The sequence below is a fragment of the Paraburkholderia sp. MM6662-R1 genome, assembly GCF_050436245.1.
In the GTDB taxonomy this organism is placed as follows: domain Bacteria; phylum Pseudomonadota; class Gammaproteobacteria; order Burkholderiales; family Burkholderiaceae; genus Paraburkholderia; species Paraburkholderia tuberum.
The window spans coordinates 911,113-936,217 of the sequence record NZ_JBNDLV010000004.1; the positions used below are offsets into that span (position 1 = coordinate 911,113).

Genomic DNA, 25,105 nt, shown 5'->3' on the forward strand with positions numbered 1-25,105 from the left:
AGGTTGGCGTTGTCGAAAGCCCGAATGCCGTCGGGCACGGAAGGAACAGTTCAGCTAGTGTAGCGCCTGAGATGAATACTGTATACCAGTATGGCCGAATTGCGCAAACCGTTCGAGGGAAGAGCGCTCCGTCTACGCGCCGTTGCATTGCGGCCTGACTGCGGAAAACCCAAGAAAAATGGACCTATATGCGCGCCAACTGCCGCTGTCTTCGGTCCTAGCCGGGGCACCATCAGGCAGTAGACGGTATACTATATCCTTTTCTTCAACTACACTAGATCCGAGTGAATCACGGAGAGCGTTATGCCAACAGTGGTATTTCACAAAAATGGCGCGACCCATCAGGGCGAGGTCAAGGAGAACACCAACCTCGTCGTGCGCGCCGGCATCAAGCAATTCCCGTTTCCGCATCTGCGCTACGAATGCGGCATGGGCAAGTGCTCGAAGTGCGCGTGCCGCGTGATGTCCGGCGCGCAGCATCTGCCCGAGCCCAACTGGAAGGAAAAAAAACAGCTCGGCGAGCGGCTTGCGCAGGGTTATCGCCTCGCGTGCCAACTATGGATCGAGCACGACATCGAACTCGCGCAGGACGATCTGGAGCAGGCAGCATGAATACGCGCTCCGCAGCGGCCGGCACGCACGTGATCCTGACGAGCAAGCCCGGCCAGTACCGCACCGAGGCGACCGAAGGCATCGTGCCGCTCGCCACCTTCGACTACCTCTACGGCGGCCGGCATATCGCCACGTTCGTCATCGCCGCGCTCATGAAAGAAACGAAGATCAGGGTGATCGACGAAGCCACACCGTCGGCGGTCAATCTCGTTCCCACCAGGTTCCTCGAAAAATTCGCGACGCCTGAAGCCGCGCTCGAGTCGCTACGGCAGCTCGCGGGCCACGGCAACGGCGCCGCGCAACTGACCCCGCGCTAGTTGCCGCGCCGTTTCATCCCCTCCTCTCCGAACCCAATACGTAAGCCTCCGAATGATCCAGATTACTTTCCTCAGCAACGACAACAAGTCGGTCAGCGCGCCGCCCAACAGCAATCTGCTGCGCGTCTCGCTGCGCGAAAAAGGCGGCATTCCGTTCAAATGCGGCGGCGGCTTGTGCGGCACCTGCAAATGCAAGGTCGAACACGGCATCGAACATACCGATAGCGTGAAGGACAAGGAAAAACGCCATCTGAGCGAAGACGAAATCAAAGCTGGCTATCGGATGGCCTGTCAGACTTTCGTCAATGGCAATGTCAGCGTGTCATGGTGAGTTAGCAACACAACGTAGTGAGTCAAACTGGGACGCCGGCTTCGATGCACTGAAGCCGGCGTTTTTGCTTGTCGTTGCGAGGCGTAAAACGTAGGCCGCAACTCGCGGGCAAAGCGCGCCGACAATCAAACCGCCAAGGCCTTGCGCATCGGCAAACCAACGCGCAAGGCCCGGCAAAAACCGCGCGGACGACACACGCGTCCCGCCCCTCCCATCACCAGATCAGAATCGCCACCAACGTCGACACCACCAGGCCGGACACCACCGGCAGCAACAGATAGCGCACCGCCTGCAACACCGGCACACGCGCGAAGCTCGCCACCGCCGCGAGCGCCGACCATGCGGTCAGCGTCTTGCCGGTCCACACCGAACCCATCTGGCCGATCGCCGCGAGCGTCGACACGTCGAAGCCCACCGTGCGGCCGAGCGCGCCCGCCAGCGCGCCGGTCAACGGCAAACCGGCGAAGCCCGAGCCGTCGATGCCCGTCACCACGCCGGCCAGCAGAATGCCGTACGAGACGAAGAACGCGTTGTGCGGAATGTAGACCTCGCCCGCTTTCACGAGATCGGCAAGCAGGCCGGGGGCATGGGTACCGGCGGGCAAGCCGAGGATCGGCGCCGCAGTGCCGGCCACGCCGATGAAGAAGAAGCCCGCAATCGGCAGCACCGAGCTCATCGCGCGAAACGAAAACACTAAACCCTCGGTGACGTGCTCGGCCGTGCTGCGGCACATCGCGCGATAGTCGCGCGCAGCGGCTACCGCCACCATCAGCAACGCGGAGACGCCGCCGACGAGCGCCGCGGCCGCTGCACCGCTCGCGCCCTTGAAGCCGGGGATCAGATGCGGCAACACCATGTAGACGACGATCGCGAGAAAGGCGACGGGGATCACGATCGCGAAGCAGCGGGACCAGCGCTCCTGCCACGGCGTCAACAGGTCGCGCGACGACAACAACAACGCCCGCGAGCCGCTCGCGCCGCTGACCTGGCCGCCGTCGCCGACCGACGCATGCTGCGGTTTGCCGCGCCGGATGCGCGCGCGACTCGTGCCGGCCGCCGGCGTGACAACGGCATTCGCCGTGACCTGGGTCGCTTCCCAGCGTTCGAGATGGCGCGCATCGGGCGCCTGGATCTGCTTGCGGATACGCAGATAGGCGATCAGGAACGCGATGCCGCCCGTGATCAGCGACAGCAGCAGCGCCTTGTCGGCAACGTCCGGCATCGCGACCGCGGCCGCTTTCGCGCTGATGCCCGGCGCGACCTTCATCACGTAATCCGACGACAAGGCCGTGCCGAGTCCCGCGATGCCGATGCACAACGCCGCGCCCAGCGGCGGCACGCCCGCGTAAATCGCGGCCGGCAGCAGAATGCCGGCGATCAACGGCACGGCCGGCGTCGGCCAGAAGAACAGCGACAACACGTAGCTCACGAAGCCGAGCACGAAGAAGCCGACGTGCCCGTTGACCATGACCGCGCGAAACGGCTGGACCATGCGCACATCCGCGTTGATCCGTTTCAGCGCGTTGAGCAACGCGGTCATCAGCGAAATCACGAGGAAGATATTGAAACAGCTCGCGCGCCGCCGTAAGCGGCGCGAAGAACACCGCTTCGATCGCGGTCGACACCTGGCCGGAAAACGCGAAGACGGTGGCGAAGGTCGCGAGAATCGCGGGCGCGACGACATTGGCGCGAAACACCAGCGTCGCGATGATAGAGACGACACCACACAGATAAACCCAGTGCGCCGACGTTAGAACGACGTGAGATTCCATTGCTTCTCCTGACTGCGCGGACCTGCGAGCGTGGGTGGAATGCGGCTGATTTGAGATAACAGCTTGGTATACTATGTACTAAATAAAACTGGATCAACGGCTGTTTGCTTGGGGTTTACCCGCATTCGTCGGGGCATTTCAAAGAAGAAGAATCGAGCGGCAGCAGAAATCCCGCCGTTCCCGGTAGTTACGAGGAAGCGGGGCGCGTGCTTCAATGCCCCGTCAGACAAGGCCGAGCCGGATATTTCCGTATAAGGTCTACAGTATTCGCGACGTGCACTGAGGTAAAATCGCCTGCATCACACGCCATCAGCAACACAGGTTGGAGATCCTTATGAACACTGAAGCGGACACGACCGCGGCAAGCGGCGCACAGGGGCAATCGAGCGCGCCGATCATGCATCAGCAGCTGTCGCATCTCGTCACCGCGCGGCTGCGCGAAGCAATCGTCTCGGGCACGTACGCGCCCGGCGAGCGGCTGGTCGAAGGACGCATCGCCCAGGAGCTCGACGTCTCGCGCGTGCCGGTACGCGAAGCGCTGCGCGCGCTCGCCTCGGAAGGCCTCGTCGAAGTGCGGCCGCGGCACGGCGCGGTGGTCGCGTCGCTGCAGCCGTCGGCGGCACGCGAAATGATCCAGATCCGCGCGACGCTCGAGGGACTCAACGCCCGGCTCGCCGCCGAACATCGAACGCCCGAGCTGGTCGGCCAGATCGAACAGGTGCTCGCCGAAGGCAAGGCAAAAGTCGACGCCGGCGAGACGGCCGACCTGCTCGAACTCAACGCGCGTTTTCACGACCTGCTCTACGCGGCCGGGGCCAATACGATTCTGAGCGACCTGATGCGCTCGTTGCGCGACCGCACGCGCATGCTGTTCACGAACGCGAGCGATGCGGAAGTCCGCCAGACCTGGGACGAACACGCCGCGATCCTGCGCGCGGTGCAGTCGGGCGATGCGACGCTGTCGGCGCTGCTCGCCGAGCGGCATGTGATGCGCGCCGCCCAGCACTATCTGGCGAACAATGCGCGTTGAAACGGCCTTTGAAACGCGCGGCATAGGAAGCGAGGCGCGGCACACGCCACCGCGCTCGCTTTACGCCACCCGATAATTTCGTCGACTACGCTGCAAGCCACTTGACAGGCGGAATTTGGCGATAGACGGTATACAACATACCGCCCATCGATCGCCCTCTCAGGCCTTTCATGACACCAAGCTCCTCCCCACCCGCCGCCAGTCAGGCGGAGCGCTACCGTTACGCCACTGTCCAGCAGGCCGCGCACGACATGCGCGCCGGCGAGATCGACGCCGTCTCGCTCGTCGCCGCGTGCGAAGCCGCATTCGAGGCCGACAACGGCCTGTTGAACGCGGTCGTCGTATCCGATTTCGACGCCGCCTACGCCACCGCCGAAGCACGCGACGAGGAACGGCGCGGGGGGCGGCTGCGCGGCCCCTTGCACGGCATTCCGTTTACGATCAAGGAATCTTTCGACGTCCGCGGCTGGCCGACTACCCTTGGCGACCCCGCGCATCGCGAGAACATCGCGAGTGCCCATGCGGACGTCGTGCAACGCCTGCTCGACGCGGGCGCGGTGCTGCTCGGCAAGACCAACGTGCCGATCTATCTGCGCGACTGGCAAAGCTATAACGACCTCTACGGCACGACCCGCAATCCGCGCGATCCGTCCCGCACGCCGGGCGGTTCGTCGGGTGGCAGCGCGGCGGCCGTCTGCGCGGGCATGTCATTCTTCGACGTCGGCTCGGATGTCGGCTCATCGATCCGCAACCCCGCGCATTTCTGCGGCGTCTTCTCGCACAAGACCACGCATGGCATCGTGTCGCTGAAAGGCCATGGCATCGGCGGCGGCATGGCGCAGCCCGACATCAACGTCGCGGGTCCGCTCGCGCGCTCGGCGCGCGACCTCGAACTCGTGCTCGGCGCGATCGCCGGTCCGGCCGGCGAAGCCGCGAGCGCGCTGAGGCTCGCACTGCCACCCTGCGAGCGCACGGACCTGCGTGAATTCCGCTTCGGCATACTGACCAATCATCCGCTCGCCGATGTCGACGGCCCGGTAGAGGCGTGCCTCACGCGTCTTGGCCGGCAGCTCGAAGACGCCGGTGCGACGGTGGTTTGGGACGCGCGCCCCGCGCTCGACGCCGCGCAACTGATGCGCGCCTACGTGCTGCTGCTGCGCGCGTCGACCTCGCACTATCTCGACGACGACGCCTTCGCCGCCGCGCTCACAGCAAGCGCCGCCGTGGCCGCCGACGCGTCGTCGTACGCCGCCTTGCAATACGCGGGCACCGCGTTGCGTCACCGCGACTGGCTGCTGCTGCAAAAGCAGCGCGACGCGTTTTGCGAAGCATGGCGCGAGCTGTTCGGCACGGTCGACGTGCTGCTGTGCCCCGCCGCCGCGACCGCCGCCTTCACGCTCGACGAAACCGGGGCGCCGTGGCAACGCACGCTCGACGTCAACGGCCGCCCGCAGCCGATGACGACCCAGCTGTTCTGGGCCGGCCACTCGGGTCTGTGCGGCCTGCCATCGACGGTGGCCCGCGCCGGCACGACCGCGGACGGCCTGCCGATCGGCGTGCAGATCGTCGGGCCGCTCTATCACGACCTGCGTTCGCTGCGGGTGGCCGCGCTGCTCGAGCAGGCGGGACTGTCGTTCGTCGCGCCACCGCTATAACACCCACTCGCATTCTCGAGGCGCCAGCCGCCACCTCATCCTCGCCCGGAGTCCTCCATCATGGTCTGGTTCGAATCGCTGTCAAAGAACGAGAAGAAAGCCTTTGCGGGCGCGTTCATGGGTCATGCCGTCGATGTGTACGACTTCATGATCTACTCGTTCCTGATTCCCGTGCTCGCCGCGACCTGGCACATGAACAAGGCCATCGCGGGCAGCATCGTCACCTACACGCTGATCGCGTCGCTCGTCGGTGCGATCGGCGCGGGCCTGCTCGCCGACCGCTTCGGGCGCGTGCGCATTCTGCGCTGGACCATCGTGCTATTCGCGCTCGCGTGCTTCGCGTGCGGCTTCGCCAACTCGCCACTACAGCTCGCGCTGTTTCGCATGCTGCAGGGGCTCGGCTTCGGTGGCGAATCGTCGCTATGCATGGTGCTCGCGACCGAGATCATCAGGAATCCCGCGCATCGCGGCAAATTCTCCGGCTTCGCGGCGAGCAGTTATTCGTTTGGCTGGGCCGCCGCGGCGATCGTCTATAGCGTGCTGTTTTCGTGGCTGCCGGCGGAGTGGGCGTGGCGCGGCTGCTTTTTTATCGGCATCGTGCCGGCGCTGCTGGTTGTGTATCTTCGGCGCGATCTGAAGGAGCCCGAAGCGTTCTCGCGCGCGCTCGGAAAACAGCACTCGCCCGCCGCCTTCGAAGGACTACGCCGTGTCTGCGCGCGGCCGCTCGCCGGCAAGACGATCCTGTGCAGTCTGCTGTCGGGCGGCATGCTCGGCAGCTACTATGCGATCGCGACGTGGATCCCGACCTATCTGAAGCTCGAACGCGGCCTGTCGATCTTCGGCACGAGCGCCTATCTCGCGATCATGATCCTCGGCTCGTTCGTGGGCTACGTGCTCGGTGCGTATTCGTCGGACCGCATCGGCCGACGCCTCACGTATATCGTGTTCGCGGCGGGCGCGTTTTCCATGGCGCTCGCCTATATGGCGATTCCCGCGTCGAACGGCGCGATGCTCGTGCTCGGCTTTCTGCTCGGCGTGCTGATGCAGGGAACGTTCTCGGGCATCGCCGCGACGATCTCGGAGAGCTACCCGAACGAAATTCGCGCGACCGGCTACGGCGTCGCCTACAACATGGGGCGCGTCATCGGCTCGCTGTTCCCGCTTGGCGTGGGCTGGCTCAGCACCGGTCATATGGCGCTCGACTCCGCGATTCCGCTGGTCGCGGGCGTCGGTTATCTGTGCGTGATCGTCACCGCGTGGATTCTGCCCGAGACCAACGGCATCAGCCTCGATTCGCTCAGCGGCGAGCAGACCGATTCAAGCGCTTCGATCGAACCGATGGGTGTCGCCGCCCGCGTGGCCCAATCCGGCTCCGGGCGCGACGCTCGCTAACACTTCACCTGTCTCGCACCAGGGCGGCGTCCACGCAAGTATTTGAAAATTTCAACTACTTGCCTATAATGCCTGCACTGCGTATGACGCGGACAGCGGAGCAAATTCTTGTATTCGGACTTCCTGACTTTCAGGCTCGACCTGACCAGCGCGTTGCTGATCAACCGCGCGAATATGGTCTACCGCGAGCGCTGGGATCTCGACGTGCGTGCGTTGCGCGTGCTGCGCCTCGTCTGCGCGGAGCCCGACATCACGCCCAAATCCGTTTCACAGCGCGCGCTGATCGAAAAAACGCTGCTTTCCAAAGTCCTCGCCGAGCTTGAAACGCGCGGCCTGATCACGCGCAACATGCATGCGTCGGACCGTCGTAGCATCGCGTTACGCGCCACCGCGCACGGCCTCGAGGTCGCGCAGGCGTCCGAAGCGGTGGGCACCGAGCTCGAGGTCGAGCTGGCGAAGGCGCTCAGCGCGAACGAACGCAAAACGCTCGAACGTCTGCTTGGCAAGCTTTCGCACAGCCTGCTCGAAAGCGAGTCCGCAAGCGCGCCGCCTGCGCAATCCTGACAGACGGTCCGCATTCCACCGCCTTCCTTCCCTGGCGTTCATGGCAACAAGGAGCCCTCCATGTCGAAGCTGATCGAAACGATGTCGAGCGCGATCGACGCGCTGCTGCCTGAACTCGAAGCGATCTACAAAGACCTGCACGCGCACCCCGAACTGTCGATGCAGGAGGTGCGCACCGCGGGCATCGTCGCGGACTACGTGGAAAAGCTCGGTTACGAGGTGACGCGCAAGGTCGGCGTGACGGGCGTCGTTGCGTTGCTGCGCAACGGCGACGGTCCCACCGTGATGCTGCGCGCCGACATGGACGCGCTGCCGATGGCCGAAGCGACCGGCCTGCCCTATGCGAGCACGGTGAGGGCGAAAGACGAAGACGGGCTCGAAGTCGGCGTCGCGCATTCGTGCGGCCACGACATGCACGTCACGTGGCTGCTCGGCGTCGCGCGTCTGATGGCAGGGCATCGCGACGCATGGCGCGGCACGCTGATGGCCGTGTTCCAGCCCGGTGAGGAAGTCGGCCGCGGCGCACGCAGCATGCTCGACGACGGCATGACCACGCGCTTTCCGAAGCCCGACGTGATTCTCGGCCAGCACGTGATGGTCGGCGCGGCGTGCTCGGTCGGCTATCGCAGCGGCACGATCCTGTCGGCCGGCGACAGCATCAAGATCAAGCTGTTCGGGCGCGGCGCGCACGGCTCGCAGCCGCAGACGTCGATCGATCCCGTGATCATGGCAGCGTCGACGACCTTGCGTCTGCAAACCATCGTGTCGCGCGAAATCGCGCCGAGCGACAGCGCCGTGCTGACCATCGGTTCGCTGCAAGCCGGCACGAAAGAGAACATCATCCCCGACGACGCGACGCTGAAGCTCAACATGCGCACTTACGACGATGACGTGCGCGAGTACATGCTCGGCGCGATCCGCCGCATCTGCTGCGCCGAATGCGTGGCGTCGAACGCGCCGCGCGAGCCAGAATTCACGACACTATCGAGCTACCCGCTGACGATCAACGACGCGGCCACGACCGAGCGTGTGCGCAACGCGTTCGAGGCGCAGTTCGGCGAGCGCGCGTACGAATCGCCGCCGGCCGCCGCAAGCGAAGACTTCAGCGTGTTCGGCCGCGAATGGAACGTGCCGTACTCGTTCTGGTTCGTCGGCGGCACCGAGCCCGAAGTGTTCCGCCAGGCGCTCGCCGCGAAAAAACTCAACGAAATTCCGAGCAATCACTCGCCGAAATTCGCACCTGTGCTCGACCCGACCCTGCGCACGGGCCTCGAAGCCATGCTGTGCGCGGCCGGTGCCTGGCTCGATCAACACGAAACCACTCAGTGAATTCACACGCTGTCTACACCATTCTCGACCTGATCGGCACCTTCGTGTTCGCGATCAGCGGCGCGGTGGCCGCGCGTCAACGACGGCTCGACCTGCTCGGCATCGTCGTGATCGCCTTCATGGTCGCGTGCGGCGGCGGCATCGTGCGCGACCTGTGCATCGGCGCGATCCCGCCTGCGGGGCTGTCGAACTGGCGCTATCTGGCGACCGCGCTCGCCGCGTCGGCCGTGACGATTCTCGCGTATCCGCAGGTGCGCCGGCTGCGCCAGCCGGTGCTGTTCTTCGATGCGATCGGGCTCGGTCTGTTCGCGGTGTCGGGCGCGCAGAAAGCGCTCACGTATGGCCACAATGCCGAACTCGCGATTCTGCTCGGCATCGTCAGCGCGGTCGGTGGCGGCGTGATGCGCGACGTCGTGCTCTCGCGCGTACCCGCGATTCTCGAACGCGAGATCTATGCGTCGGCCGCGCTGTTAGGCGCGGCGGTGCAAGTCGGTTTTTCGTACGCGGGTTGGACGGACTGGTGGACGCCGTGGTTCGCGACATTGGCTTGCGTGTTGGCGCGGCTCGCGTCACTGCGCTATGGCTGGCGGCTGCCGATCTTCCAAGGCAGACGCACGGCCGAGACACGCGACAACTCATAACGAGCCCTTCGCGCTTCAGCTCGCGGTTTGCGGAATCAGCACCGCCGCCGCGCCACGTTGTCTCGTGCGTTCCACCGGCTCTCTCCGTTCATTCCCCATGTCGATCCGCTCGCGACGAAGTGCGTGGTCATGTGCCACCCGCCATGCTCGGCGGCAGATCGCGATAGATATGAATCATCGCGGGCCCCATCAGCACGACGAACAGCGCCGGAAAAATGCAGAACATCAACGGAAACAGCAACTTCAGCGCGATCTTCGCGGCCCGCTCCTCGGCGCGCATCCGGCGGCGCGCGCGCAGCGTATCGGACAGCTTGCGGGCGGGCCGCCCGCGCTCGGCATCGCGCTAGTCGTCTGCGTGGTGCCGCCGCTCACGTTCGTCGCGCATCGGTGCTGGACGTATCGCTGAATACGAAGCACGCATAAAGCGACTCACGCCGCGCGCAACGCCTTCTGACACGCCGCGAGTACCGCGCCGGCCGCCAGCAGCAGCGCCGAATACACGAGCCCGCGCGCGAGCCCGGCGCCATCCGACACCCAGCCGATCACGACCGGCCCGACGATCTGCCCGAACGCGAACACAATCGTGAAGGCGCTGATGCCCTTCGCCCAGTGGCTCGCGGGCAGATTGTGGCGCACGAACGCGGTCGTCGACGCGACCGCCGACAGGAACGTCGCGCCGAACAGCGCGCCCGAAACGAACGCGACCCACGGCTGCGTGAAGAGCGCGGGCAGCAGCGTCGCGATCGCCAGCAGCGCGTTGAGCAGGGCGAGCGCCTGGCCCCCGCGCATGCGATCGAGCAGCGTCGACCAGATCCGCGCCGACACCACGGTCGCCGCGCCGAGCAGTAGATAGAAACCGGTGACGACCGCCGCGCTCATGCCGGCGTTGCGCAGCAGCGCGACGATGAACGTCATGTAGCCGATATAGCCGACGCCGAACAGTCCGTAGCCCGCGAGCGCGGCCGCGAAGTGCGGCCAGCCCGGGGCGGGGGTGGCGCCGGCCGCATGCGCCGCAGCCGCCGCGATCGAGTACGCGCGCTCGATCCTGCGCGACGCGCCGATCGCGACCGCGGAGAACAGCGCGCAGGCCGCCGCGAGCGCGAACCACGCGAATTGCCAGCCGTGGGCGGCATCAAGGATCGTCACCGGCACCAGCACCGACGACGCGACGATCCCCCAGCCGGTGCCGCCGTAATACAGACCGAGCACGAGCCCCGCGTCGCGCGGTCGCGCCGACGCGAGCCGCGCCGCAAGCACGCCGCCGCCGATGAAGATCGCCGCGCTGCTCGCACCGGTGATCACGCGCAGCGTCAGCAGCGCATCCGTGCTGGCGGTGAGGCCGCTGCCGGCCATCAGCAGCGCGGTCAGCACGCAACCGGCCGCGAACAGCGCGCCGGCCGACCAGCGGCGCGCGAGGCGCGGAAACACGAGCGCGCCGAGCAGATAGCCGAGCGCGTTGGCGGTGTTCATCGCGCCGGCCTGCGCGAAGCTCCAGCCGAGGTCGAGTTTCATCGACGGCAACAGCAGCGCGTACGCGAAGCGCGCGAAGCCGAGCGCTGACGCGCTGCCGAGCGATAGCGCGGCGGCCAGCAGCAGGGTCGGCACACGTTCGGCGGTGGTCGTTGATGGGGCGTGCGATGCGGTGTCGGCGGAACGGGAGGACATGGGCGGACGGACGTAAACGGGGAACGCTGCGAGCCGATTCTACCTGGAGCGACGACGAAAGTCGCGGAATGTGCGCGGCTTACCCGCCCGCCCCTTCCGGCTCATGCGGCATGAGCCGCGCCTTCGCGTGGCGCATCTTTTCCAGCGTCTCGGGCCCGGCCTTCAGCGCGACGCCGATCGCGAGCGCATCCATGATGCACAGATGCACGAGCCGCGACACGCCCGGCGTGTTCGGATCGATCGGGCTCGCCACGCGCAGCAGCAGCGGAATATCGGCGAGCCATGCGAGTCGCGAGCCGACGTTGGTCAGCGCGATCGTCGTCGCGCCGCGCTCCTTCGCGATCTGGATGCTTTCATTCACTTCGACGCTGCGCCCCGAATGCGAGATCGCAAACGCGACGTCGCCCGGCTCCATCAGACCCGCGTATAGACGCTGCAAATGACCATCGGTAAACGCGGCCGCCGCGATGTCGATGCGCAAAAAACGCAGCGCCGCGTCCTGCGCGACGAGCCCCGAGCCTGAGCCCACGCCGAAGAAAAACACGCGCCGGGCGCTCGAAAGCGCCGCGATCGCGCTTTCGACCACGGCAGGATCGAGCGCGCCGCGCGCATGCGTGATGCCGTCGATCGCCGCTTCGCCGACCTTGTCCATCAAGGTCTGCACGTCGTCGTCGCGCGCGACCGCGGTCGATGCATACGGCAGCCCGCCCGCGACGCTCTGCGCGAGCTGCATCTTGAAGTCGCGCAGACCGTGCGCACCGATCGCGCGGCAAAAACGCGTGACGGAAGGCTCGGACACGTCGGCGCGCTGCGCGAGTTCGGTGATGCTCGCGCGCATCGCGAAGTCGACGTCGGCGAGCACCATGTCGGCGACCTTGCGCTCGGCGGGCCGCAGACTCGCGAGTGCGTTGCGGATGTGGGGAATCAAGTTCGGTGCGGACACCCGGTGTTCCTTAGGGGCTGTTTCATATGGATCCGCGTCGCTCGCAGCTTGTTCGGCTTCAATCGGCCTGATCAAAGTTCAAGCCGCACGCGGTTCAGACCAGCCTGCGTCCACTCTCCGTATCGAACAGATGGATGTGTTCGGCCGGCAGACGCAGCGCGACACGCTGACCGGGCTCGATCTTCGAGCGCTCGCGCGTGGTCACGCACCACGAGGCGCCGCCTATTTTCCCGTACAGGTGCGTTTCGGCGCCAGTTGGCTCGATCACTTCGACGTCGAGCGCGGCATCCGGTATCTGCGTCGTGATCTCGACGTGCTCGGGCCGCACGCCGAGCGTGGCCTTCGCACCGACCACGGCCGACGCAGGCGTGCGTTCGAGCGCGACCTCGCTGCCGTCCGCGAGCTTCAACGCGAGGCCCGCACCCTGCGTGCGATTGACGATCACGCCCTCGGCGAAATTCATCGACGGCGAGCCGAGGAAGCTCGCGACGAACAGATTCGCCGGCCGGTCATAGAGTTCGAGCGGACGGCCGATCTGCTCGATACGTCCCGCGTTCATCACGACGATGCGATCGGCCATCGTCATCGCTTCGATCTGATCGTGGGTGACGTAGATCACGGTGTTCTTCAAGCGCTGATGCAGGGCCTTGATTTCGGTGCGCATCTGCACTCGCAGCTTTGCGTCGAGATTCGACAGCGGTTCGTCGAACAGGAACAGCGACGGCTCGCGCACCACCGCGCGGCCCATCGCCACGCGTTGCCGCTGACCGCCCGACAATGCGCGCGGCAAGCGGTCCAGATAGTCACCGAGGTTCAGCATCTTCGCGGCCGCATCGATGCGCGGCTTGAATTTCTCCGAGGATTCCTTGCGGATTCTCGGACCGAACGCGATGTTTTCATACACCGACAGATGCGGATACAGCGCGTAGCTCTGGAACACCATCGAGATGTTGCGCTGCTGCGGCGCGAGCGTATTCGCGCGCGTGCCGCCGATCATCAGATCGCCGCCGCTGATTTCCTCGAGCCCGGCCACCATCCGCATCAGCGTGCTCTTGCCGCAGCCCGACGGACCGACCAGCACGACGAACTCGCCGTCGTCGATGTCGAGATCGATGCCGTGCACGACCTGGGTGTCGCCATAGCGTTTGAAGATGCCGCTCAGTTGCACTGCTGCCATGCTGTCCTCATTGTCTTGCTGTGTGTTGTATTGCCGATGTTGTATTGCCGGTGCCGTAGTGCACGCGCCGCGCGCGGCTCAGAACGACTCGAGCGTCAGCTCCTGCGCCATCAGGCGGTTGCCCGCCATCAAGCCGCCGTCGACCGGCAACGCGACGCCGGTGATCACGCGCGCTTGCGGCGATGCGAGGAACAGCACCGCATCGGCGATGTCGTCGGGCGTCGCGAAGTCGCGCAACGGGTACCACTTCTTCAGTTCCTCGAACACCTGAGGATTCTTGTCGACACGCGCCTGCCACGCCTGCGTCTTCACAGTGCCCGGACAGACGATGTTCGCGCGAATGCCAAAGCGGCCCAGTTCGATCGCGAGCGCCTTCGTATAGCTGATCAGGCCGGCCTTCGCGGCGCTATATGCCGGATGACCGAGCGCGGCGAGACCGTTCACCGAGCCGATCAGCACGAGCGCGCCGCGCTGCCGTTCGATCATCGACGCGCGCACCGCCTCCACCGTGTGATACGTGCCGTTCAGATTCAGATGGATGTCGCGCTGCCAGCTTGCGGCGTCGGTGCTCGCGAGCGACGCGCCGAGCGCCGCGCCCGCGTTCGCGACCAGCACGTCGACCGGTCCACGCTGCGCGACCGCCGCAGACACCGCGTGCTGCACCGCAGCGGCGTCGCCGAGATCGACCGCGACCGGCACGACCTGGTCCGCGCCCTGTTGCGCGCCCCGTTGCGCGCCGAGTCGCGCGCTCAACGATTGCAGCGCGGTCGCGTCGATGTCGAGCGCGAGCACGGTGTCACCCGCCTCGACGAAGCGCTCGCATAACACGCTGCCAATACCGCCGCATGCGCCCGTTACCAATACGACACGATCCATGTGTTCCTCGCTCGTTGGCCTGGCCGTTTCGGCCGTCTTGCCGGCGCCGTCCGCCACCCGGCTCGCGCTACGCGCAACGCTGTAAATTTCCTACATATCCCACCCGCGACGACTGCCGGCCATCCCGAAGAGTGGGTTTCCATCCCCGTCGCGCCGTGCAGAATACCCCATGCTTTACAGCATCTTATGCACAAAACAGCCCGAGAAAAAATATCGCAGACCCTACGTGACAAGCTATTTTGCGTCATGTAGGATTTTTTCAAACAATTTACCCAAGGCGGCCGGCGACGGCAGCAAACCACCCACAGGAGAGAGAAAAATGTCGTTGCATGCCCGTGCTTCCCTCGCGCTCGGCAAAGTCGCCGTGGCGCTCGCGTTTGCAGGTATCGCCGTCTCGGCCCATGCCGAGACGGTCCGCGTGACGGTCGCTCACTACAGCGACGCGACCGCGCCGTACTTCGAGAAAATGGCCCGCAACTTTGAGAAGGCCAATCCCGGCACGACCATCAAGATCGAAGACGTGAACTGGGACACGCTGCAACAGAAGCTGCAAACGGACATCTCCGGCGGCGCCAACGCGGACCTCGCGATCGTCGGCACGCGCTGGCTCCTCGACTTCGTGAAGGACGACGTTGCCGAGCCGCTCGACGGCTATATGGACGCGAACTTCAAGGCACGCTTCATCGGTCCGTTCCTGGCTCCCGGCCAGATCAACGGCAAGACCTACGGCCTGCCGATCGCCGCTTCCGCGCGCGCGCTGTACTACAACAAGGATCTGCTCGCGAAGGTCGGCTACCCCGACGGCCCGAAGACCTGGAATGAAGTGATCGATGCATCGAAGAAGCTGAAGGCGCAAGGCATCGCCGGCTTCGGTCTGCAAGGCAAGGAAATCGAAACCGACGTCTACTTTTACTACGCGCTGTGGACGATGGGCGGCGACGTGGTCGGCAAGGACGGCAAGGCCGCGTTCAATTCGCCGGCGGGCGTGAAGGCCGCGACGATGTACAAGCAGATGATCGACCAGGGACTCACGCAACCGGGCGTCACCGGCTATAGCCGCGAGGACGTGCAGAACCTGTTCAAGCAGGGCCGCGTCGCGATGGTGATCTCCGCGCCGTTCCTCGCCAAGCAGATCAAGAAGGAAGCGCCGAACCTGAAGTACGGCATCGATCCGGTGCCGATGGGCACGACGCACGCCACCTACGCGGTCACCGACTCGATCGTGATGTTCAAGAACTCGAAGGTGAAGAAGACCGCGTGGAAGTTCCTCGACTATCTGTTCACGAAGGAACCGCGCGTCGAGTTCACGACGACCGAAGGCTTCCTGCCGACCACGAAGGCCGAAGCGGCGGACCCGGCGTTCAACGATCCGGACATCAAGGCATTCGTCGCGCTGCTGCCCACGGCTCACTTCGCGCCGACCGTGACCGGCTGGGAAGACACCGCGAAGGCCGTGACCGACGCGATGCAGGCGATCTACCTGAACAAGGCGCAACCGGCGGAAGCGTTGAATGCGGCCGCTGCGCAGGCGAACAAGTCGCTCGGTCACTGATACGCGGCTTTTGACAGTAACGAGACGAACAGGGGACGCGCGGCGCCGTAGCTAAAGCGCCGCGCGTTGCGCCGCGCCACTCCCACATTCGAGCCTATGCAGCACGATGCACCCTCCGGCCCATTCCGTCGTGCCCGCCGCCAGAGAGCGGGCGCGTCTTACGATCGAGCACGCATGAGCCGTTCCGTTTCTTCGCGCGCGCAGGCGCCCTGGTTGCTGATTGCGCCGAGCCTCGTGCTCGCGCTGTTCATCATCAGCTATCCGATTTTCAACATCGTGTGGCAATCGCTGCATGAGGTATCGCGCTTCGGCGCGATCCGCGACTTCACCGGCGCGCAGAACTTCATCAACGTGTTTCAGGACCCGGTGTTTCTCGATTCGGTACGCCGTACGATCATCTGGACCGTGTGCGTGGTGGGCGGCACGGTGCTGATCTCGGTACCTGTCGCACTGATTCTGAATCAGGACTTTCACGGCCGCGGCGTGGCGCGCACGATCGTGATGCTGCCGTGGTCCGTCTCTTTGACGATGACCGCCGTCGTCTGGCGCTGGGCCTTCAACGACGACTACGGCATGGTCAATGTCACGCTGCAGCGGCTCGGCCTGATCGGCGGGCCGATTCACTGGCTCGCGACGCCCGAGTTCGCGTTCCCCGTCGAAATCGCGGTCGGCATTCTGGTGTCGATTCCGTTTACGGTGACGATTTTTCTTGGCGGCCTGTCTTCGGTGCCAAGCGATATCTACGAAGCCGCGCGTATCGACGGCGCGAGCGCCTGGCAGCAGTTCCGTCAATTGACGATGCCGCTGCTGCGCCCGTTCATCAACATGGCGATCCTGCTGAACGTGATCTACGTGTTCAACTCGTTTCCGATCATCTGGGTGATGACGCAAGGCGGCCCCGACAACAGCACGCACATCCTCGTCACTTACCTGTACGAACTCGGCTTCCGGCTCGGACGTCCCGGCGAAGCGGCCGCCGTTTCGCTGATCATGCTCGTGATGCTGTTCGTGTTCTCGATCGCTTATCTACGTCTGCAACGCGCGAAAGAAGGAGTGCCATCATGACTCTGAGCGCGAAGACGAAACGCTCGCTGTGGTGCTGGATCGCACTGACGCCGCTCGTGATCGTCATACTGTTTCCGTTCGCGGTGATGTTCTTCACCGCGGTCAAACCGGCCTCGGAGATCTTCGTCTATCCGGCGCGCTGGCTGCCGGTGCAGTGGCAGTGGCGCAATTTCATCGACATGTGGGACGCGGCCAACTTCGGCGTCGCGCTGCGCAACAGCACGATCATCAGTTTCCTGTCCACCGCGCTCGCACTCGCGGTGTGCCTGCCCGCCGCTTACGCGCTCGCGCGCTTCCCATTTCGCGGACGCGGCCTGTATCGGCAGTTCCTGCTCGTCACGCAGATGCTGTCGCCGATCCTGCTGGTGGTCGGCCTATTCCGGCTCGCGGCGATGATTCCGTGGGGCGACGGCAACCTGGTCGATTCGAGGATCGGCGTGATCGTGTCGTACGCGGCGTTCAATATCGCGTTCGCGGTGTGGATGCTGTCGTCGTACTTTCAGACCGTGCCGCAGGATCTCGAGGAATCCGCGTGGCTCGAAGGCTGCAGCCGCACGCGCGCGGTGTTCAAGGTGTTTCTGCCGCTCGCGGTGCCGGCGATCGTCGTGACCGCCATCTTCACGTTCATCAATGCGTGGAACGAGTTCGCGGTCGTCTATACGCTGATCCGCTCGCCGGAAAACAAGACGCTGACCGTGCAGGTGACCGATATGGTCGCGGGCAAGTACGTGGTCGAATGGCATCTGGTGATGGCCGCGACCTTGTGCGCGACGTTGCCGGTTTCGATCGTGTTTGCGTGGTTGCAGCGTTATATGGTGAAGGGGCTCGCGCTCGGCGCGGTGAAGTGAGTGACTGCGCGGCGCGTGCCGCGCAGTGTTCGCTTGCGGGTCGCGCGTCAGTCGGTGCCGCGCACGATGCGCAGATCGCGTTCGACGCCATCGCCCAATGCGGCCAGCGCTTTCTTGTACTCCTCGCTTTCGTAAGCGGCGACGGCCGCCTCGTACGTCGGGAACTCGATCACGACCGTGCGCTCCTTGAGGCCCTGCTCGCGCGCCTCGTCCGCCACGCCTCGCACGAGGAACTTGCCGCCCGCCGCCGCCACCGCGGCTGGGGCCAGTTGCGCGTACGCGGCCAGTTTCTGCGGATCGTTCGTCTTGCGGTACGACGATACCCAATAACCTTTGCTCATTCGAATCTCCTTGTGTGATGGACCAACGCGGGACTAAAGCGGACCTAAGCAGTCGCGGTCTTACATAGTAGCAAAGCGGGCTGGCTCGCGACGCCGAGCGGTACCGCGCCGCCGCGCGCCGCGACCTGGACAGCATCTGCCACCACCAGCACGTGATCGCGCATAACGGGAAGTGTCTCTTTCAGCATCGCCAAAACGATTTAGCCATTAAACGTTTTGTGCACTAGGCTTGCCTTTGCACACTTCAAGCGATGGACCAAAGGAGACAACGAATGAGCGAGCGATACGAGTCGTTTTGTGCATGCTGCGGCGGTCCCGACCACCGGGCGATGAGCCGTCGGACTTTCATGAGCCTGCTTGCGGGTAGCGCCGCCGGACTCGCCATGCCGCCGGCGTTCGCCGCGGACACACCCGCCGTGCCCACGATTGCTTATGACTCGATTGCCAACCCCGTACGTTTGCCCAACGACAGGTACTTCGGTGAATGCTCGGGCGTCGCGCTCAATTCGCATGGCCATATCTTCGTGCTGTCGCGCGGCAACACCAGCGGCCCCGCATATGGCGCGGCCGCCGCGCAACTGCTCGAGTTCGCGCCCGATGGACGCTTCGTGCGCGAGATCGGCCACAACCTGTATGCGTGGTCGTTCGCGCACACGGCGAAGGTGGACCGGCACGACAACATCTGGGTCACCGACAAGGGCTCGGACATGGTGATCAAGTTTACGCCGGAAGGACGCGTCGCGATGGTGTTCGGCCGCAAGCAGGAAGCATCGGACGAGGAAACCGCGCCGCTCAAGCATCCGAATCCGCCGCTGCCGTCCGAACCCGGACGCTTTCGCCAGGTGACCGACGTCGCGTGGGACAAGGCGGGCAACACCTATATCAGCGACGGATACATCAACTCGCGCGTCGCGAAGGTCGATCGCGACGGCAACTGGCTGAAGTCATGGGGCGATCGCGGCACGGGACCGGGGCAGTTCCATACGCCGCATAGCATCGCGGTCGATGCGCACGACCACGTTTATGTGGCCGATCGCAGCAACCGGCGCATCCAGGTGTTCGATACCGAGGGCACGTTCCTGCGCCAGTTCACGATCGACGTACCGGTGCCGCCGGACGCGCCCCCCGCGATCGGCAACATGCCGAGTGAAGCGGACCTCGCCGCGGGCACGTTCGCGCCGGGCTCGCCCTGGGCGATCTGCATCTCGCCGGGACCGAATCAGGTGCTCTATAGCGCCGACGCGTTTCCGGGCCGCATCTACAAGATGACGCTCGACGGCAAAGTGCTCGGCGTACTAGGCAAAGCGGGCAAACAGCCGAAGCAGTTCGGCTGGATTCACGAGATGGCGTGTCCTTCGGAAAACATATTATTCGTTGCCGAGTTGCTGAACTGGCGTATTCAGAAACTAGTTTTGCATGCGTGATGGACGAGGGCCACCGCATTCGTCTGTGATGCGGACGCGGACCGGCCCTGTCGATGTCAAGCCGTCTCAGTCGTAACGACGATGCTTGTGATGGTGCTTGCCCGATTGGTGGCCGCGGGAGTAGTCGTTGGCATACGAGTTCGAGCGCGAGATGTTGCCGCCGAGCGCCGAACCCGCGCCGCCGCCGAGCGCGGCGCCGACCAGGCCGCCGGTGCGGCCGCCCATCGCGTTGCCGGCCGCGGTGCCCGCCCCGCCACCGAGCGCGCCGCCAATGATCGCGCCGGTACGTTCACGACGATTCGACGTGACCGCGCCGCCCGCCCCGCCGCCCACCGCGCCGCCGATCACCGCGCCGGTGCTGCCGCCCACCGCGCCGCCGACTGCCGCGCCAGCGACGCCACCGAGCGCGCCACCGAGCATGTTGTTCATATCACCGGCGAGTGCCGGCAACGACGCCGCGGCGCTCAATGCAGCCACGGCAACCATCTGAATGATTTTCTTCGACATATCGGGTCTTTGTTTTAGTGAGACGGCGCCGAGTATAGCGGGGCTTTCGAAAGGCCCTTGTAACCACGACAGTCCGTGGCGGTAAGACGTGTAACAAAATGAATGGGGCATTGTTCTTTGCGGTGACCGTGAAAAAACAATGGCCGCTCGTGATGAGCGGCCCCTGAAAATTGAATGCCGATCAGTCAATCAAATCTATCCTTCTACCCGCGCCGCTTCTTCTTCAATTCGATCGTCTCGAACAGATCGTATTCCGGTGTCGGCGTCTGATCCGCGCCCGGCGCATGGTAGTAGTTCATCGTGATCGTGGTGTCGCCGCCGCGCTGCCCCGGATCGTAATCGAACACCGCGATGCCGTAGCCGGTGCCGGTGTCGCGTTGGGCGGACCAGGTCGCGTCTTCGACCGCGTCGGCGCTCGCGCGCACGAACGTGCCCGAGGTCGTCGACGGCACCGGCCGATTCGGCTTCGTGAAGATGCGCGCCTGCGGCAGGCCTGTGCCAGCATCGACGCCATACACGTCGAGCGGCGCGCTCGTGCCGCCGCCGCCGAGAATCAGGTGGATCGTGCCGTGGCTCGTATCGAACGTCGATGCACCCGCCGATACCGCCGACATGATCGGCTTGGGCTGCAACGTATCGACCGGGTGCCCCGTCGCGATGTCGGTGCCCTTGTTGTGATTGCAACCGCGCACCGGATAGCTGCGCTCGTAGTCGTGATCGTGACCGCACAGCACGAGATCCACACCATAGCGATCGAACAGCGGCAGCCACGCTTCGCGAATGCCCTTGTCGGAACCGTTGCCGGTCTTCGACGAACTGAGCGCGTCCTGATGCATCTGCACGATGATCCAGTCCACGTCGTTATCGTGCGATGCATGCCGCAGCACTTTTTCGAGCCAGCGTGTCTGCTCGCCATTGCTATAGCCGCGCACGTACAGCGACGTGCCCGCCGGAATCGGCGGATTGCCGGTACTCGCGACCGGCGTCAGCGGCGCGGGCCCGGCGACGAAAGCGGCGGCATCCTGATAGACGACGTCGTCCGCATCGAGCGAAATGAACAGCACCGAGCCGACGCGGAAGCTGTACCAATGGCCCGGAAAACGCGTGTGATTATCGGGCAGCACGTAGCGCGACAGATACGACGCAAGGCCCTGCTCGCCGTTGTTGAATTCGAGCTCGTGATTGCCGGGACACGGCATCCACGGCCGGTTCGACGCCGACGTCTGCGCGTTGTTGCCGAAGTCGCGCCACACCTCGGGCTGCTGCGTCGGATTCAGATTCGCATAGCAGAGGTCACCGTTCAGCAGATGGAAGAGCGGCTGAAAGCGCTCGACGGCCGCCACCGCGAAGCGGCTTTGCGGCGACGACAGCACCCAGTTCGTATTCGGCGTCGCGAGATCGCCGTAGCTCGTCCAGCGAAACGGCGCGCGGCCGCGCGGCGCGGTACGAAAACTCGCGGTGAAGGGTTGCGCTGCATTGCCGTCGTTATCGGCCGTCACTTCGTACTGATAGCTCGTGTCGGCCTTCAACTCGCGCACGCGCGCGTGATAGTTGAATACGACCTCGCCGTTGATGCCGTCGGTGTACGTGCTTTGCACCGCGTGCACCGTATGTTTCGCGTGGTCCCCGTTATTGGCGCCGCTTATGCGCACCTGCGGATTGACCGCGGGCGCGAGCGACGACCACGACACGGTAATTTCGCTCGTCGGGTCGCTGCCCCAGGTCAGATGGATCTGCTCGGGCGTGCCATCGGGTGTGCCGCTATTGGCGCCGCGCGCGGTCGATGCGAGCACGCCCGCCGCCGTCGCGAGACTCGATGCGCCGGCGAACTTCAGAAAGCCGCGACGCGAGACGATCGATGCGCCGTGCTCATCGGCAGGCGTTGTCTTGACGATTTTTCTGTTCGACATGTCCGGTATGGTTGTTCAGGTGGAAGAATGCCAGCGCAAAACAACGCCCCGCGGGGCGAGCGCGGACGGAAAGTGACGGACGATCGTAGCCGGACGGCGATGACAGCCCGATGAAAGATCGGGCGAATAGCGGAAGGAGGGTTCGATATCGAAAGGTCTATAAAAACAGATTGCCGGTGCAGCGCGTGATTCGATCGCGCGCATGCAACCGGCAATCCGCTTGACGTCCGTTCAGGTCTGGGAACTTGTATCGTCCGCGGCCTGAGCGTTGTCGGCGTCGTCCTGCTTCTCTTCTTCTTTCTTTTCCACCAGCGATTCCAGCTTTCCAGCGCCTTCGAAACCGGCGATAGCGGCCACGCCTTTGGTCAGCAGACCCGCTTGTGGATCGACTTTCTCCGCGGCTTCAACGGCGGCAACCGCACCGGCAATCTTGCCCACTTCGTCGAGAAGTCCCATGTCGCGCTCCCACAAAAATAAGTGAAGCTGCATCGTCTCACGAACTTTATGGCATGTCGTCAAATGTTACATCGCTTAACGACGAAGCTTTCGGAGTGAAATTTAAACGGCTGCCTCACACGCGCGCGGGCGGCTGCGGATTGTTTCCGGGATTCGTGTCGTACCGTGACACGCGAACAATACCGTTCGCGTCGATCAGCTTCGACAAGCCGGCCTCGAGGGCATCGGCGACGTCCTTGTCATACACTTCGTCGCCATTCACGTGGAGCGTGAACGACTGCAGGTACTTCGCTTTCTTCTCCGGGTTCTCGATGGTTTGCCGTGTCCATTGATAAAGCGGGTAGTTCCCGATGCCCATTTTCTGCGCTTCGCTTACGTAGTCGGCGAATGCATCGAACTGGCATTTGAGCGTTGCGTGATGCGTTTGCAAAATGGCACGTAGCGCTGGATGCGCGGCGCACGAAGGGTCCGCGCGCAGCGAGTTGGCAAGTTCCATCGACGCGGTGATTCGCAGTTGAAATTGCAAGGGAGACGACATCACGACCTCGATCGCATCGGTAACGGATATCAAAAGTCCGCAGGCGCGGCCTTGTCGGCGACACGCGCGTCGAGCACCGCTTCGCACTGCTCGATTTCTTGGTTGCACATCGGCTTGCCGAGCAGATAACCCTGCGCATGCGTGCAACCGCATACGCGCACGAAATTGAGCTGCTCCTGGGTTTCGATGCCCTCGGCCGTGGTCGGCATGCCGATCTCGCGCGCCAGCGCGACGATGCCGCGCACCACGGCCGCCGATTCGCGCCGATGCACGGACTCGCGGACGAACGAACTGTCGATCTTCAGCTTGTCGAACGAGAAGCGCACGAGCGTGGACATCGTCGAAAAGCCGGTGCCGAAGTCGTCGAGCGCCAGCCCGATACCCAATGCGCGCAATCTGGTGATATTGCGGCGAGTCACTTCGTCGTCGTTCAGCAGTGCCGTTTCCGTGACCTCGAGGTTGAGCCGCGTCGGCGGCAGCCTCGTTTTCCGAAGTATTGCCGTCACCGTCGATGCGAACGATTCCTCGCGCAATTGCACCGGCGATACATTGACCGCGACGATCACCTTGTCGCGCCACGCCGACGCCGCCATGCACGATTGCAGCAGCACCCATTCACCCAACGCGAGGACCAGGCCGGTGCGCTCGGCGGTCGGAATGAACGCGGACGGCGACAACTCGCCGCGCGTCGGATGGGCCCAGCGAATCAGCGCCTCGCGGCCCGCTACCGCGCCGGTATGCAGATCGATGATCGGCTGATACTCCATGCGCAAACCATTGAACGACTTCAGCGCGCCTTCGAGGTCGCTGCGCAGCAGGCTCAGGCTTTCGTCGGATACGTGCTTCTCGGCATCGAAAATCGCGAACGCGCTTTTGCCGCTGCGCTTGACGCCGTACAACGCGCGGTCCGCGCAGATCAGCAATTGCGGACCCGTTTTCGCATGTTCGGGATAGAGCGCGATGCCGACGCTCGCGCCGATATGCACGAGCGCTTCGCTCAACACGAACGGCCGCGCCAGCGTTCTGACGATGCGATCGGCCAGCACGCGCACGTCGCGAAGCTGCCCGGCGTCGTCCGAAATCGCGACGAACTCGTCGCCCGCCAGGCGGCCAACGTGGTCGCCGCTCGGCAGCAGATCGCGCAAACGGGAGGCCGCTTCCTGCAGAATCTGGTCGCCGGCGGCATGACCGAGACTGTCGTTGATCGCCTTGAAGCCGTCGAGGTCGATCAGCAGCACCGCGAACGCCTCGCCCTGCCGCGTCGAACTCTCGCCGGTGCGTTCGATCAGCAGCTCGTTGATACGCGCGCGATTCGGCAAACCGGTCAGGCTATCCTGGCGCGCGAGGCGATGACTGTTTTCCCGCGCGAGCAGCAACGCAACGGTGTCGCGATTACTGCGCAGCGCAACCGTGAAGAAGCCGGCCGCGCAAAACGGAGCCTGAAATAGCAGCACGAGCTTGCCATTGCCCGGCGACATCGCCGCGCCGACACTCAGAAAGCCGAGAATAAAAACGATCTGCAATAACGCAAGCCGCGGCGTGCCCGCATTGCGTCCGGACAATCCGCCGATCACACCGACCGCACAGACGTTTCCAAGCAGAAAAAGCGTGGGACTTCCGCTGATATTGCACAGGAATGTGCCAAACCCGAATAACGCGCTCCACAACAGACTCGCGAAAATAAACGCGGAAGTCGGCGTGGGCAGCCCAAGGGCTGCCCGGGTGCGGCATAACCAGATCAGCGTGAGCCGCGCGATCAGCAATGCGACGACCGCAATACCCCACGCGGCATATAGAGGAATCGGATAAAGATAATACGCGGTTGCGCATACGCTGATTTCGCAAATCGACGCGAAAACGATCGATGCGGTTCGCGTGAACAGGTTGGCAAGCAGAATCTGCCGGTTGTCCGGACTCAGGTTCTGGGCCGAGGATACGACCCACCTGGAAAATGGAGACCTTGGTTCGGTAAAAGCCATGACCTGCGCATTCGACGGTGGGTGGGTCCGAATCGGCATGCGAATGGACGGCTCGTGCAGCGATTACATAAACATAAAGTATCAGATTAATGCATGCAATGGCGTGAAATGACCGGCAGCCGTGGATCAAAAGCACTGCATGAGCGCGAATCACGACTTGCTCGACGGAGTACGAGCGTTC

Annotated in this window: 23 protein-coding genes and 2 pseudogenes; 13 read left to right on the plus strand and 12 right to left on the minus strand. The window is 64.2% G+C overall.

Annotated features, from left to right (window positions below; genetic code table 11):
- Positions 1–303: 303 nt before the first annotated feature.
- The 3 genes from OKW39_RS34035 to OKW39_RS34045 are packed head-to-tail and all read left to right on the plus strand — an operon-like array spanning position 304 to position 1,260.
- Positions 304–612, plus strand: a complete 309-nt coding sequence (locus OKW39_RS34035) for a 2Fe-2S iron-sulfur cluster-binding protein (protein WP_429564635.1) — start codon at positions 304–306, stop codon at positions 610–612.
- On the plus strand, positions 609–929 hold the full coding sequence (locus OKW39_RS34040) for a hypothetical protein (RefSeq protein ID WP_090807613.1): 321 nt from the start codon (positions 609–611) through the stop codon (positions 927–929). The genes OKW39_RS34035 and OKW39_RS34040 overlap by 4 nt, the downstream gene beginning before the upstream one ends.
- Positions 930–981: 52 nt before the next feature.
- A complete protein-coding gene (locus OKW39_RS34045; protein WP_090807615.1) occupies positions 982–1,260 on the plus strand; it encodes a 2Fe-2S iron-sulfur cluster-binding protein in 279 nt (92 codons plus the stop codon).
- Positions 1,261–1,474: 214 nt separating this feature from the next.
- Here the strand turns inward: OKW39_RS34045 and OKW39_RS34050 are convergent.
- Positions 1,475–3,032 (minus strand): annotated as a pseudogene (locus OKW39_RS34050) (hypothetical protein).
- Between the two features lie 334 nt (positions 3,033–3,366).
- Between OKW39_RS34050 and OKW39_RS34055 the strand changes: the two are divergent.
- The 6 genes from OKW39_RS34055 to OKW39_RS34080 all read left to right on the plus strand — a co-directional run bounded on the left by OKW39_RS34055 (position 3,367) and on the right by OKW39_RS34080 (position 9,643).
- Positions 3,367–4,062, plus strand: coding sequence for a GntR family transcriptional regulator (locus OKW39_RS34055; protein WP_090807619.1), 696 nt, complete (start codon positions 3,367–3,369; stop codon positions 4,060–4,062).
- A 170-nt stretch (positions 4,063–4,232) separates the two neighbouring features.
- Entirely contained in the window at positions 4,233–5,717 is a 1,485-nt protein-coding gene (locus tag OKW39_RS34060; RefSeq protein ID WP_429564636.1) for an amidase, read from the plus strand.
- Between the two features lie 60 nt (positions 5,718–5,777).
- Positions 5,778–7,109: an MFS transporter gene (locus OKW39_RS34065; RefSeq protein ID WP_429564637.1), complete on the plus strand. Its 1,332-nt coding sequence runs from the start codon at positions 5,778–5,780 to the stop codon at positions 7,107–7,109.
- A gap of 108 nt (positions 7,110–7,217) precedes the next feature.
- Positions 7,218–7,673 carry a MarR family winged helix-turn-helix transcriptional regulator gene (locus tag OKW39_RS34070; RefSeq protein ID WP_184024455.1) on the plus strand — a complete coding sequence of 152 codons (456 nt, stop codon included), beginning with the start codon at positions 7,218–7,220 and terminating at the stop codon, positions 7,671–7,673.
- Positions 7,674–7,733: 60 nt separating this feature from the next.
- On the plus strand, positions 7,734–9,002 hold the full coding sequence (locus OKW39_RS34075; protein ID WP_429564638.1) for a M20 family metallopeptidase: 1,269 nt from the start codon (positions 7,734–7,736) through the stop codon (positions 9,000–9,002).
- Positions 8,999–9,643 (plus strand): trimeric intracellular cation channel family protein, encoded by a 645-nt coding sequence (locus OKW39_RS34080; RefSeq protein WP_090807629.1) that lies wholly within the window; start codon positions 8,999–9,001, stop codon positions 9,641–9,643. Before OKW39_RS34075 ends, OKW39_RS34080 begins: the two co-directional genes overlap by 4 nt.
- Before the next feature lie 127 nt (positions 9,644–9,770).
- Here OKW39_RS34080 and OKW39_RS34085 read toward each other — a convergent pair.
- The 5 genes and pseudogenes from OKW39_RS34085 to OKW39_RS34105 form a co-directional block, all read right to left on the minus strand.
- Positions 9,771–9,971: pseudogene (locus tag OKW39_RS34085) on the minus strand (type II secretion system F family protein); the annotation flags it as partial.
- A 101-nt stretch (positions 9,972–10,072) separates the two neighbouring features.
- The gene (locus OKW39_RS34090) at positions 10,073–11,308 is read right to left on the minus strand and encodes a YbfB/YjiJ family MFS transporter (protein WP_429564639.1); all 1,236 of its coding nucleotides are present in this window, start codon (positions 11,306–11,308) and stop codon (positions 10,073–10,075) included.
- Positions 11,309–11,387: 79 nt separating this feature from the next.
- Positions 11,388–12,251, minus strand: a complete 864-nt coding sequence (locus tag OKW39_RS34095; RefSeq protein WP_429564640.1) for a MurR/RpiR family transcriptional regulator — start codon at positions 12,249–12,251, stop codon at positions 11,388–11,390.
- A gap of 94 nt (positions 12,252–12,345) precedes the next feature.
- The gene (locus OKW39_RS34100; RefSeq protein WP_090807635.1) at positions 12,346–13,428 is read right to left on the minus strand and encodes an ABC transporter ATP-binding protein; all 1,083 of its coding nucleotides are present in this window, start codon (positions 13,426–13,428) and stop codon (positions 12,346–12,348) included.
- Between the two features lie 78 nt (positions 13,429–13,506).
- Positions 13,507–14,304, minus strand: a complete 798-nt coding sequence (locus tag OKW39_RS34105) for an SDR family oxidoreductase (RefSeq protein WP_429564641.1) — start codon at positions 14,302–14,304, stop codon at positions 13,507–13,509.
- Between the two features lie 319 nt (positions 14,305–14,623).
- Between OKW39_RS34105 and OKW39_RS34110 the strand changes: the two genes are divergently transcribed.
- The 3 genes from OKW39_RS34110 (at position 14,624) to OKW39_RS34120 (ending at position 17,769) form a co-directional block, all read left to right on the plus strand.
- Positions 14,624–15,856 (plus strand): ABC transporter substrate-binding protein, encoded by a 1,233-nt coding sequence (locus tag OKW39_RS34110; protein ID WP_090807637.1) that lies wholly within the window; start codon positions 14,624–14,626, stop codon positions 15,854–15,856.
- Between the two features lie 174 nt (positions 15,857–16,030).
- Positions 16,031–16,921: a carbohydrate ABC transporter permease gene (locus tag OKW39_RS34115; protein WP_090807639.1), complete on the plus strand. Its 891-nt coding sequence runs from the start codon at positions 16,031–16,033 to the stop codon at positions 16,919–16,921.
- Positions 16,918–17,769 carry a carbohydrate ABC transporter permease gene (locus OKW39_RS34120; protein ID WP_429564642.1) on the plus strand — a complete coding sequence of 284 codons (852 nt, stop codon included), beginning with the start codon at positions 16,918–16,920 and terminating at the stop codon, positions 17,767–17,769. The genes OKW39_RS34115 and OKW39_RS34120 overlap by 4 nt, the downstream gene beginning before the upstream one ends.
- A 47-nt stretch (positions 17,770–17,816) precedes the next feature.
- Here the strand turns inward: OKW39_RS34120 and OKW39_RS34125 are convergent, their stop codons facing one another.
- Entirely contained in the window at positions 17,817–18,110 is a 294-nt protein-coding gene (locus tag OKW39_RS34125) for a DUF1330 domain-containing protein (protein ID WP_018423759.1), read from the minus strand.
- Positions 18,111–18,382: 272 nt separating this feature from the next.
- On the opposite strand from OKW39_RS34125, the gene OKW39_RS34130 reads away from it, so the two are divergent.
- Positions 18,383–19,534, plus strand: a complete 1,152-nt coding sequence (locus OKW39_RS34130) for a peptidyl-alpha-hydroxyglycine alpha-amidating lyase family protein (RefSeq protein ID WP_429564643.1) — start codon at positions 18,383–18,385, stop codon at positions 19,532–19,534.
- Positions 19,535–19,600: 66 nt separating this feature from the next.
- Here the strand turns inward: OKW39_RS34130 and OKW39_RS34135 are convergent, their stop codons facing one another.
- The 5 genes from OKW39_RS34135 to OKW39_RS34155 form a co-directional block, all read right to left on the minus strand.
- Positions 19,601–20,041: a hypothetical protein gene (locus OKW39_RS34135; protein WP_090807646.1), complete on the minus strand. Its 441-nt coding sequence runs from the start codon at positions 20,039–20,041 to the stop codon at positions 19,601–19,603.
- Between the two features lie 203 nt (positions 20,042–20,244).
- Positions 20,245–21,951, minus strand: coding sequence for a purple acid phosphatase family protein (locus tag OKW39_RS34140; protein WP_429564644.1), 1,707 nt, complete (start codon positions 21,949–21,951; stop codon positions 20,245–20,247).
- A 231-nt stretch (positions 21,952–22,182) separates the two neighbouring features.
- Positions 22,183–22,407, minus strand: a complete 225-nt coding sequence (locus tag OKW39_RS34145) for a hypothetical protein (protein ID WP_090807650.1) — start codon at positions 22,405–22,407, stop codon at positions 22,183–22,185.
- Between the two features lie 115 nt (positions 22,408–22,522).
- Entirely contained in the window at positions 22,523–22,945 is a 423-nt protein-coding gene (locus OKW39_RS34150) for a hypothetical protein (protein ID WP_429333327.1), read from the minus strand.
- A 29-nt stretch (positions 22,946–22,974) separates the two neighbouring features.
- A complete protein-coding gene (locus tag OKW39_RS34155) occupies positions 22,975–24,924 on the minus strand; it encodes a putative bifunctional diguanylate cyclase/phosphodiesterase (protein WP_429564645.1) in 1,950 nt (649 codons plus the stop codon).
- Between the last annotated feature and the right edge of the window lie 181 nt (positions 24,925–25,105).

Bases quoted from the DNA above. Each gene is read 5' to 3' on its own strand.
- OKW39_RS34120 (WP_429564642.1), top strand. From the start codon at position 16,918: ATGACTCTGAGCGCGAAGACGAAACGCTCGCTGTGGTGCTGGATCGCA.
- OKW39_RS34045 (WP_090807615.1), top strand. From the start codon at position 982: ATGATCCAGATTACTTTCCTCAGCAACGACAACAAGTCGGTCAGCGCG.
- OKW39_RS34135 (WP_090807646.1), bottom strand. From the start codon at position 20,041: ATGTCGAAGAAAATCATTCAGATGGTTGCCGTGGCTGCATTGAGCGCC.
- OKW39_RS34040 (WP_090807613.1), top strand. From the start codon at position 609: ATGAATACGCGCTCCGCAGCGGCCGGCACGCACGTGATCCTGACGAGC.
- OKW39_RS34060 (WP_429564636.1), top strand. From the start codon at position 4,233: ATGACACCAAGCTCCTCCCCACCCGCCGCCAGTCAGGCGGAGCGCTAC.
- OKW39_RS34075 (WP_429564638.1), top strand. From the start codon at position 7,734: ATGTCGAAGCTGATCGAAACGATGTCGAGCGCGATCGACGCGCTGCTG.
- OKW39_RS34140 (WP_429564644.1), bottom strand. From the start codon at position 21,951: ATGTCGAACAGAAAAATCGTCAAGACAACGCCTGCCGATGAGCACGGC.
- OKW39_RS34155 (WP_429564645.1), bottom strand. From the start codon at position 24,924: ATGGCTTTTACCGAACCAAGGTCTCCATTTTCCAGGTGGGTCGTATCC.
- OKW39_RS34105 (WP_429564641.1), bottom strand. From the start codon at position 14,304: ATGGATCGTGTCGTATTGGTAACGGGCGCATGCGGCGGTATTGGCAGC.
- OKW39_RS34065 (WP_429564637.1), top strand. From the start codon at position 5,778: ATGGTCTGGTTCGAATCGCTGTCAAAGAACGAGAAGAAAGCCTTTGCG.
- OKW39_RS34115 (WP_090807639.1), top strand. From the start codon at position 16,031: ATGAGCCGTTCCGTTTCTTCGCGCGCGCAGGCGCCCTGGTTGCTGATT.
- OKW39_RS34130 (WP_429564643.1), top strand. From the start codon at position 18,383: ATGAGCGAGCGATACGAGTCGTTTTGTGCATGCTGCGGCGGTCCCGAC.
- OKW39_RS34150 (WP_429333327.1), bottom strand. From the start codon at position 22,945: ATGTCGTCTCCCTTGCAATTTCAACTGCGAATCACCGCGTCGATGGAA.
- OKW39_RS34035 (WP_429564635.1), top strand. From the start codon at position 304: ATGCCAACAGTGGTATTTCACAAAAATGGCGCGACCCATCAGGGCGAG.
- OKW39_RS34090 (WP_429564639.1), bottom strand. From the start codon at position 11,308: ATGTCCTCCCGTTCCGCCGACACCGCATCGCACGCCCCATCAACGACC.
- OKW39_RS34145 (WP_090807650.1), bottom strand. From the start codon at position 22,407: ATGGGACTTCTCGACGAAGTGGGCAAGATTGCCGGTGCGGTTGCCGCC.
- OKW39_RS34100 (WP_090807635.1), bottom strand. From the start codon at position 13,428: ATGGCAGCAGTGCAACTGAGCGGCATCTTCAAACGCTATGGCGACACC.
- OKW39_RS34055 (WP_090807619.1), top strand. From the start codon at position 3,367: ATGAACACTGAAGCGGACACGACCGCGGCAAGCGGCGCACAGGGGCAA.
- OKW39_RS34110 (WP_090807637.1), top strand. From the start codon at position 14,624: ATGTCGTTGCATGCCCGTGCTTCCCTCGCGCTCGGCAAAGTCGCCGTG.
- OKW39_RS34125 (WP_018423759.1), bottom strand. From the start codon at position 18,110: ATGAGCAAAGGTTATTGGGTATCGTCGTACCGCAAGACGAACGATCCG.